A 9,455-nucleotide genomic window follows, 5' to 3' on the forward strand; every position below is an offset into this window, starting at 1 on the left:
AGCCTGTTCACGATCTCGCGAGCAAGAGCGAGACAAGGCGAAAACATGCGAAAAAGCGGAATGTACTCGTGGTACATGAGCATTTTGAGCATGTTTTTAACGCCGTATCGCCGACGCGCAGCAGATCGTAAGCAGGTTCTAAGGCGTGACCCGCATATAGGGCGTCGTGCTCAACGTCGCGCTGATGGAGCAACCGCCGGACAGCTGGGCCGCATCCAGGCCGATCACGGTTTCGCTGCCGTTGTCGGCAACGCTGCCGACTATCTTGGTGGGCCCGCACAGGCCGCCGGCGATCGGCGATTTCACGTTCACCGCCACATTGTCCAAGGTCAGCTGGGTGGCGGTGTCCACATGGCCGGTCCACGGCGAGGCGAGCGAGGCGGAGGGCTTGATCACCTTGCACAGCGCGCCGCCGCTGAACGAGGCGCTGGTGATGGCCACATTGCCGTAGCCGTCCACGGTGCCGCTGAACACCGCCTTGCAGTCCAGATCGATGCCGAACTTGCCCACCTTGGCCGGCCCCACCGCGGAAAACGGCATAGGCGCGCCGCCGGGACCGGGCGGAGTGATGGTGACGGCGAAGGCGGAAGCGGCGGCCAGGCTGAGTGCGGCGACGGCGAGACGATGGGAAAAGCTCATGACGGCTCCTTGCTTGAGAAGGTTGATTCATGCCGATCGGCAAGAAGCCAATAAATTATTATGCCAATTAAATTGAACGTTTGATTTTCATCAAGCCGCCGCCCGTCGGCCGCCTGACCTATAGACGGAGGCACAAGCGTCAGCTGTCATAGCGCGCGGGAGCATTGAGGGTGTCCGCGAAGCGGGGCAGCCTTGAACAGGCTCTCAGGGAATCATCACCGTGAACTGACCGGGCGCGTTGATCTTGATCACCCCGCCCCAGTTGCACATCAGCATGCTGTTGCTGTCCAGCGCCGGCATATTGCCTATCAGCACCGTGGGCGCGCCCGGCGTCCACGGCGCGGCGGTGACCGGGATGCAGGGCATGGGCGTCAGCACGCCCATGGCGGCGGCGGTGGCGGCCGCCACCATCGGGTTGGCCGGGCTTTGGCACATGCCGAAGGGCATGACGTTGAGCATGGGCACGTTGTCCATGATGTTGGCGGCCGGCACGCCGCCGGCCATCACCCGGTTGGCGGGCAACACCACCAGGCTGCTGGGGGCGACGCCGAAGCTGCATTGCAGCATCGCGCCCATGCACACTTGCGGACATCCCATGCGCGTTTCCTCACTCCGGCGGGCCAAGACATGACATCGTCACGCCAAAGCAAACCGCAGTCAAGCGCGGCCGCACCAGCCCTGCCCGCGCCGGCACAAGAGCCGTTCCAGCCCCAGCAGCAAGAGCGAAACCGCGGCCGAACTCAAGGCGATCAGCGTGGCCATCGCCGCCGCCGCCGCGGTGTCGCCGGCGTCGTCCATGGTGACGATGGCCACCGCGGCCAGGCTGTTGTCCGGACTGGCGATGAAGATCAGCGCCGACAGCGTGGTCATCGCGGACACGAAGAGATAGCGCATCACATCCAACAGCGCCGGCAGGCACACCGGCAAGTTCACCCGCCGCAGCGTCACCCAGAACGGCACTTTGAGCGAGGCGGCCACCGCTTCGAACTCCCCGTCCAGCTGCTTGAGCGCGGTGCTCATGGTCAGGTGGCCGGTGGTGTAGAAGTGGGCGATGGTGCAGGCGGCCATCAGCGTCATGCCGCCGTAAAGCGCATGCAGCGGATTGTCCGGATGGTTGAAGAAGAACACATAGCCCAGACCCAGCACCAGGCCGGGCACCGCCATCGGCAGCATGGCGAAGAAGCGCAGCAGCGCGCGGCCCAGCGGCGCGGCCGGCAGCTTCTCGCAGGCGTAAGCGCCGGCGAACACCAGCAGGCTGCCCGCGCCGGCGGTGAGGCAGGCCAGCTTCAGGCTGTTGAAATAGGCGCTCCAGCCGCCGCCGTCCACGCTGTCGAACTGATAATGCGCCAGCGTCAGGCTCAAGTCGTAAGGCCAGTATTTGATGAAGGAGGCGGCGACGCCGACGCCCAGCAAGGCCAGCAGCGGCAGCGAGATCGCCGCCAGCAACAGCCAGGCGGCCAGGTCGCGGCCCGGCGACGGCCCCGGCGAAAACGGCACCGCGCGCGCGCCGAGCGCCGCCTGCTGGCGACGCGCCATCCGCCGCTCGATGAAGAAGGAAAACACCGCCGGCAACAGCAGCATCAGGCCCACCACCGCGCCGCGCGGGAAGTTCTGCTGCCCCACCACCTGCTTGAAGGCTTCCACCGCCAGCACGTTGTAGTCCCCGCCCACGATCTTGGGCACGCCGAAGTCGGTGATCACCAGGGTGAACACCACCAGGCCCGCCGAGACCAGACCGTAGCGCGCGCCCGGCAGGGTGATGGTGAGAAAGCGACGCAAGGCGCCGGCGCCCAGCGCGCGGCCGGCCTCGTACAAACGCGCGTCCGACGCCGACAGCGCGGTCAGCAGGATCAGCAGCGCATGCGGAAAGGTATAGAAGGCTTCGCCCAAAACCATGCCCCAAAAGCTGTAGACGCTGCCGCCGGACAGCCAGGATTTGAGCAGGCCCTGGTTGCCGAACAAATACACCAGCGAGATGGCAGGCATCAAGGACGGCGCCAACAGTGGCGACAAGGCGATCTGACGAAACACGCCGCGGCCCCAGACGCGGCTGCGGCTCAAGCCCCAGGCAAAGGCGAAGGCCAGCGGCAGCACCAGGGCGGTGACGGTCAGCGCCAGCCACAAGCTGTGGCGGGCGGCGCGCATCAGGCCCGGGCTGTCCAGCACCTGGACGAAGTTGGCCAGGCCGACGAAGCCCCCGTCCATGTCCAATACCGATTTGCCGAAGATGAACAGCAGCGGCAGGCCCAGCGCCAAGGCCAGCAAGGCCGTCAGCGTCCATACCAGCGCGGCGGCGACGCGGCGCTCGCCGTCGGCCGGCGCCGCGCGCCGGCCTGGCAAGGCGCGGCTCAGCATGCGCCCTCTCCGGCATAGGCGCGCAGCAGCGCGGCCGGCAACTCCACCGGCACCACCTCGCCCGGCGTCAGCGGCTGGCGTTGCAGCATGGACGGGCAGATTTCAGCGTACAGCAGCTGGCCGGGCATGCCTTCCGGCTGCAGGCGCAGCCGGGTCATCGCGCCGCCGAAGCTGATGTCGGCCACCCTCGCCAGCAAGGTGTTGGGCGCGCCGTCCCAGCGCGCCTTGACGATGATGTCTTCCGGCCGCAGGAACAAGGTCAGCGCCTCGGCCTGCGGCAAGGGCGCGTCCAGCCGCAGCAGGCAGTTGCCGACGGCGGCGCCGTGGGCGTCCCGCCGCCGCGCCGGCAGCCAGTTGGCGGCGCCGACGAATTCGGCGACGAAGCGGCTGGCCGGCCGGCGGTAGATTTCGGCCGGCGTGCCGATCTGCTCGATGCGGCCGGCGTTCATCACCACCACCCGGTCGGCGATGGCCAGCGCCTCGGCCTGATCGTGGGTCACCATCAGCGTGGTGACGCCCAGCCGTTTTTGCAGGCCCTTGAGTTCGTCGCGCAGCTTGTCGCGCACTCGCGCGTCCAGCGCGGACAGCGGTTCGTCCAGCAGCAGCAAGCCGGGCGAGGTGGCCAGCGCCCGCGCCAGCGCCACGCGCTGCTGCTCGCCGCCGGACAACTGGGCCGGGTATTTGTCCTCGGCGCCGGGCAGGCCCGCCAGGTCCAGGAGTTCGCGCACGCGGCGGGCGTGGCGCGCGCCGCCGCCGCGCGGCTTGAGGCCGTAGGCGATATTGTCGGCGACGCTGAGATTGGGGAATAGCGCGTAGCTCTGGAACACGATGCCGTAGTCGCGGCGCGCCGGCGGCTCGTCGGTGATGTCGCGCTCCAGCAAATGGACGCTGCCGGCGTCCGGCCGTTCCAGCCCGGCGATCAGCCGCAGCAAGGTGGTCTTGCCGCAGCCGGACGGGCCCAGCAGGCAGACGAATTCGCCTTTGCGGATGGACAGCGATACGCCGTCCAAAGCGGTAAAGCCGCCAAAACGGCGGCTGAGGCCGCGGACGGACAGGTGTTCGGACAAGCCGTCCAGGCTATCGGCCGGTTTCATGCGCAACTCCAGGGTGTCTTAGAACCTGTTTACGATCTCGCGAGCAAGGGCGAGACAAGGCGACAACGGCTGAAAAAGCCGAGCGCACACACGGTATATGAGCATTTTGAAGACGCACTCACCGTGTAACGCTCCACGACGCGCAGCAGATCGTAAACAGGTTTTTAAAAAGAAACGACGCCGCCCGGCGGGCGGCGCAATGACGGAAGCCGGCTCAGCTCTTGGGTTCGGCCTTGCTTTCGTAGCGGCGCGACCATTCGCGCAGGATGGCCTCGCGCTGCTTGGCGGCCCAGGCGAAATTGTTCTTGCTCAGACGCTGGGCGTAATCGGCGGGGATGAAGGGATTGGGCTTGGCCACGCCGGGCATGGCCAGCACCGCGTAGTTCTTTTCATACAAGCGCATCGCCGGCAGACTGACCGAGAAATCCGCCAGCTTCTGCGCGGCGGCCAGCTTCTTGCTGCCCTTGATGATGGCGGTGGCTTCCAGATCCCAGCCCAAGCCCTCCTTCGGGTAGATCAGGTCTATCGGCGCGCCCTTCTCCTTGAGCTGAGCGCCGCGGTATTCGAAGGAAATACCTATCGGATACTCGCCGGCGGCGGCCATCTTGCACGGCTTGGAGCCGGAGTGGACGTACTGGGCCATATTGGCGTGCAGCTTGTCCATATACTCCCAGCCCTTTTTCTCGCCCATCATCTGCAGCCAGGCGGACACGTCCAGATAACCGGTGCCGGAGGACGCCGGATGCGGCATCACGATCTGGCCTTTATAGACCGGCTTGGCGAGGTCGGCCCAGCTCTCGGGCTTGGGCAGGTTTTTCTTGGCGGCTTCCACGGTGTTGAAACAGAGGGCGGCGGCCCACACGTCCATGCCGGTCCACTTGGGCGGCTTGGCCTTGTCGACGAATTCCGGGCTCAGCTTTTCCACGCCCTTGGGCGCGTAAGGCTGCAGCATGCCCTGCTGGTCCAGAATCATCAGGCTGGTGGCGGCCAGGCCCCATACCGCGTCGGCTTGCGGATTGTTTTTCTCGGACAACAGCTTGGCGGTGATGATGCCGGTGGATTCGCGCACGAAGCGGATTTCGATGTCCGGGTTGGCCTTCTCGAAAGCCTCTTTGTATTCCTTGACCTGGTCCGCCTCCAGCGCGGTGTACACGGTCAGGGTGGTGGCGGCCTGCGCCAGCGGGGCCGTCAGGCCGGACAGGGCCAGGCCGGCGGCCAGGACAATCAGCTGTTTCATCGACATCGCTCCAATGGGTTTAGACGTATAGACCTCATGGTCCATGCGCCGTCCGTCAATCAGCCGCCACCTTACGACGCGCCGATGACAGCGCGGTGACGGCCGGGTGAAGCTTGTCTTGCGCGGCTGGATGTCCTGCCCGCCGGCGCGGCGGCCTACCAGGCCAGCGGCCCTTTCTCGCCGTTGGCGTGCTCGCCGTAATACAGCGACGGCAAGAACCGCGCCAGGCAGCTGAACTCGTTGTAGCAATGGCGCATCAGCTCCAGGCCCAGGCGTTCCGGCACCGGTTCGCCGCTGCCGTCGGCCGCGCCCAGCAAGAAGCGGCTGCGCAGCACCGCGCCGTGGGCGGTGTCCCGCGTCAGGTGCACCATCTCGCCGTCCAGCGGGTCGCCGTCGGCGCTGAGCCGCGGTTCGTTGCCGAAAGCGATGCGCGCGCACACCGCGGCCGAGGCCTCGCCGCGCGCCAGCGCCGCGCTCAAGCGGCCGGCGCCGAAGAAGGTTTCCGGCGGGTGGAACTTCAACACCGCCGCCACCGGCGGAATCTCGCCCAGCGCCTCCACCGCGCGCACGGTGGAGCCGATATAGCCGCGGCCGGCGCGGCGGCGGCCGTCCCAGCCGCGCAGCTCCACATGGTCGTGCGGATGCCACCACCGGATGTGCCGGGTGGAATCGAAGAAGGTGAACCACCAGTCGAACATGCGGCCGGCGCAGCCGGGCATTTCGGTGCGCGCGGCCACCAGCAAGCGGCCGTCGTCCAGACGGCGCACGCCGGTTTCCAGCATCAGCGGGCCGGGCTGCAACAGCTCATCGTAAGATGTTTCATAGTGAGAATTCACAGTACACTCCTTGGCTTGAAGATCAGCGCGGCGCGACGCCGGCGCTGGTTAATTAAGAAACGCATTGCGTTTCCATATTGAGGAAACCTTACCCCGATGTCAAGCCAGGATCAGGCCTCGCCGCGCGCGCGCGGCCGCCCCGCCGCGCCGGAACACGCTTTGAAGCAACAGGTGCTGGACGCCGCCACCGAACTCTTGCTGAGCCAGGGCTACCAGGCCGCCACCATGGCGGCGGTGGCGCAGCGGGCCGGGGTGGCCAAGAAAACGGTGTACCGCTTCGCCGACAACAGCGAGCAGTTGCTGGGCGCGGTCATCCACGGCTGGACCGACGCCTTCGTCGCGCCGATGAGCGAGCCGCTGACGGAGGCCGCCGCGCTGCCGCAGGCCTTGGAAGCGCTGCTGAACACCGTGGCGGCCAAGGTGCTCACGCGCGAGGCGGTGGGATTGTTCCGCCTGCTGATAGGAGACTTTCCCGGCCGGGAACAGGCGCTGGCGCAGTACGCCGAGCACGGCGTGCAGCGCTGCGCCGCGCTCTTGGCCGGCTGGCTGGAACGCCAGGCGGAACAGGGCTTGATCCGCTGCCCGCAGCCGGCGCAAACCGCCGAACTGCTGCTGGCGATGACGATAGCGGAGCCGCTGCGCCGGATGGCGCTGGGCCTGACGCCGCCGTTGCCGGAGCACGACCCCGGCGAGCGCATCCGCGCCGCGGTGGCGCTGTGTTGCGCCGGTCTGCTGCCGCGCTGAGCCGCCCCGCCGGGCCCGGGCATACAAGGCCCGAAACCTTGACTAAACTGTCTTGAAGACAACCTTATTTGCGACCATGAGCCTGCGCCGCGTCCTTGATAGCATCGTTACCCGCTTGCTGCTGCTGGCGCTGGGCATCGTGGTGGCCGGCGCGGTGGCGCGCTACTACGCGCTCAGCCAGTTTCTGCGCGAGGATTTGAGCAAGGTGGTGCAGAACCAGCAGATGGCGCTGGCCAGCTACGTCGCCCGCGACGTGGACTTCAAGATCCAGCAGCGCCAGGCCCTGCTTCAGCGGCTGGCCGCCAGCCTGCCCCAGGAGCTGCTGCAACGCCCGGCGGAACTGCAAGCCTGGCTGCGCCTGCATTGCGACTTCCAATGCCCGTTCTCGCAAGGCCTGTACGTGGTGACGCCGGACGGGCGCGCCATCGCCGACTATCCGTCCATGCCCGGCCGCGTGGGCCGAGACTATTCCGACCGGGACTATATCCGCGTCGCCCTGTCCAGCCCGCCCAATCTGGACCGCGTCGTCATCGGCCGCCCGCTTATCGGCCGCATCAGCAAAAAACCGGTGCTGCCGATGGCGGCGGCGCTGCCCTGGCGCGACGGCCGCCCGCAAGGCGCGCTGGCCGGCATTACCGCGCTGGCCGCGCCGGGCTTCATGGACTTGCTGCTGGCCTCCCACATCGGCGGGCCCAATAGCGGCTTTTTGCTGATCTCGCCGCAGGACAAGATCTTCGTCGCCTCCTCCCAGCCGGACATGGTGCTCAAACCCACGCCGCCGGCGGGGATCAATCCCTTGCACGACCGGGCGATGACGGGGTTTCGCGGCGTGGGCATCACCGTCAACGCCCAGGGGCGCGAGGAAGTCTCCGCCATCGCCTCGGTGCCCAGCACCGGCTGGTTCGTGGTGGCGCGGCTGCCCAGCAGCGAGGCCTTCGCCACCGTGGGACGGGCGCAAGCCTTTTTGCTGAAAAACGCGGTGATCGCCGTGCTGGTGTTCGCCCTGGCCGCGGGCGCGGGCCTGTATCTGCTGTTCCGCCCGCTATTCCGCGCCGCCAGCCACGCGGACCGCATGACCCGCGGCGAATTGCCGCTGGAACCGCTGCCGGTCAAGCGCAACGACGAGGTGGGCTATTTGCTGGCCGCCTTCAACCGGCTGCTGAGCAAGCTGGACCAGCATCAGGCGGAACTGGCGCGCATGGCCCATCACGACACCCTGACCGGCCTGCCCAACCGCGCCTTGCTGGCCGACCGCCTGACCATGGCGCTGGCGCGCGCGCAGCGCAATGCAAGCCGGCTGGGCTTGTTGTTTCTGGATCTGGACGGCTTCAAGCAGATCAACGACGGCTACGGCCACAAGGCCGGCGACAAAGTGTTGTGGCAGGCGGCGCAGCGCCTGGGCGGCATCGTGCGCCAGACCGATACCCTGGCGCGCATCGGCGGCGACGAGTTCGTGCTGTTGATCGGCGATCTGGGCGAGGATGCGGAGGAAGCGGCCCGCATCGTGGCGGCCAAATGCATAGAGACGATGCAAACGCCTTTCGACATCGGCGGCGAACAACGCCAGCTGGGCATTTCCGTCGGCATCGCGCTGGGCAACGGCGACAGCAGCGCGGACAGCCTGCTGCAGGCGGCGGACCAGGCGATGTACCGGGCCAAGAAGTCCGGCCGCAGCGGCTGCGAAAGCGTCACGCTGTAAAACCCGTTTACGATCCCGCAAGCCGTCCGGCGGCCCTGCCAGGCCGCCGTGACTGCCGCTGTCTATACGATTTCGGGGATGGGCTCGATATAAGCCACCCGCTCGTTATTGTGCAGCACTTCCACCGCCGTGTACTTGGGCGCACCCGGCGGCAGCACCCTGTCGTAGTGGGCGTGCGCCACCGCCAACACCTGCGGCCACATGCCGGGCTTTTGCACCAGGTGCAAGTCCAGCATCAGGATGGCCGGGTTGATGCCTTGCGGCTCGCGCATGCACAGCAGCGCCTCCACGCCGGGGTTGGCCACCACCACGTCGCCTGCCACATGCAAGCTCTTGGGGTGACCCGGCATCACGTTCAGCCAGGCATGCCAGTTTCTCGATTGCAAAGCCATATCCATTCTCCTGCCAACGGCGGGACGACCATTGCATGCGCACCGCTCAGAACCTGTTTACGATCTGCTGCGCGTCGGCGATACAGCGTTGAAAACCACTTCGAAATGCTCATGTACCACCTGTACATTCCGCTTTCTCAGCCGTTTTCGCCTTGTCTCGCCTTAGCTCGCGAAATCGTAAACACGTTCTCCGGCGTCCCGCCAGCCGGAGACGGCGCGCGGCTCGCCGCCACGCGGCCGGCGAACTGCCCCGGTTATAGCAAGCGGCGGCGGCTTCGCCGGCGCGGTTTTCCAGGCATTAAGGACAGTCCGCCTCCCTGCCCCGCGTCAGCAGCCGCAGCAGCCGCTCGCCGGCCTCGGCCAGTTCGCCGTCGTTTTGCAGCACCGCCGCGTCCGGCGGTGGCGTCAGCGCGGCGGCTTCCTCCAGCCGCAGGGCGACGCGCTCGGCCGATTCCCGGC

The 9,455-nt window shown here is 67.1% G+C and carries 9 protein-coding genes; 2 read left to right on the forward strand and 7 right to left on the reverse strand.

What is annotated here, in order from left to right; genetic code table 11:
- Nucleotides 1–138: 138 nt before the first annotated feature.
- The 6 genes from NK214_RS11245 to NK214_RS11270 form a co-directional block, all read right to left on the reverse strand.
- The gene (locus NK214_RS11245) at nucleotides 139–639 is read right to left on the reverse strand and encodes an activator protein (protein ID WP_107799812.1); all 501 of its coding nucleotides are present in this window, start codon (nucleotides 637–639) and stop codon (nucleotides 139–141) included.
- A gap of 204 nt (nucleotides 640–843) precedes the next feature.
- Nucleotides 844–1,236, reverse strand: a complete 393-nt coding sequence (locus NK214_RS11250) for a DUF4280 domain-containing protein (RefSeq protein ID WP_081545670.1) — start codon at nucleotides 1,234–1,236, stop codon at nucleotides 844–846.
- A 60-nt stretch (nucleotides 1,237–1,296) separates the two neighbouring features.
- Entirely contained in the window at nucleotides 1,297–2,994 is a 1,698-nt protein-coding gene (locus NK214_RS11255) for a putative 2-aminoethylphosphonate ABC transporter permease subunit (RefSeq protein ID WP_253314511.1), read from the reverse strand.
- Entirely contained in the window at nucleotides 2,988–4,088 is a 1,101-nt protein-coding gene (locus NK214_RS11260) for a putative 2-aminoethylphosphonate ABC transporter ATP-binding protein (protein WP_253314512.1), read from the reverse strand. The genes NK214_RS11255 and NK214_RS11260 overlap by 7 nt, the downstream gene beginning before the upstream one ends.
- Nucleotides 4,089–4,302: 214 nt before the next feature.
- Nucleotides 4,303–5,325: a putative 2-aminoethylphosphonate ABC transporter substrate-binding protein gene (locus NK214_RS11265; RefSeq protein ID WP_199225886.1), complete on the reverse strand. Its 1,023-nt coding sequence runs from the start codon at nucleotides 5,323–5,325 to the stop codon at nucleotides 4,303–4,305.
- A gap of 155 nt (nucleotides 5,326–5,480) precedes the next feature.
- Nucleotides 5,481–6,161, reverse strand: coding sequence for a DAPG hydrolase family protein (locus NK214_RS11270; RefSeq protein WP_107799816.1), 681 nt, complete (start codon nucleotides 6,159–6,161; stop codon nucleotides 5,481–5,483).
- A 96-nt stretch (nucleotides 6,162–6,257) separates the two neighbouring features.
- Between NK214_RS11270 and NK214_RS11275 the strand changes: the two genes are divergently transcribed.
- A complete protein-coding gene (locus NK214_RS11275) occupies nucleotides 6,258–6,905 on the forward strand; it encodes a TetR/AcrR family transcriptional regulator (protein ID WP_253314513.1) in 648 nt (215 codons plus the stop codon).
- A gap of 52 nt (nucleotides 6,906–6,957) precedes the next feature.
- Nucleotides 6,958–8,604, forward strand: a complete 1,647-nt coding sequence (locus tag NK214_RS11280) for a diguanylate cyclase domain-containing protein (RefSeq protein ID WP_253314514.1) — start codon at nucleotides 6,958–6,960, stop codon at nucleotides 8,602–8,604.
- A 62-nt stretch (nucleotides 8,605–8,666) separates the two neighbouring features.
- Here the strand turns inward: NK214_RS11280 and NK214_RS11285 are convergent, their stop codons facing one another.
- Nucleotides 8,667–8,996 carry a hypothetical protein gene (locus NK214_RS11285; protein ID WP_107799819.1) on the reverse strand — a complete coding sequence of 110 codons (330 nt, stop codon included), beginning with the start codon at nucleotides 8,994–8,996 and terminating at the stop codon, nucleotides 8,667–8,669.
- Nucleotides 8,997–9,455 lie beyond the last annotated feature (459 nt).

It is taken from the genome of Chromobacterium sp. S0633, from assembly GCF_024158805.1.
GTDB lineage: Bacteria > Pseudomonadota > Gammaproteobacteria > Burkholderiales > Chromobacteriaceae > Chromobacterium.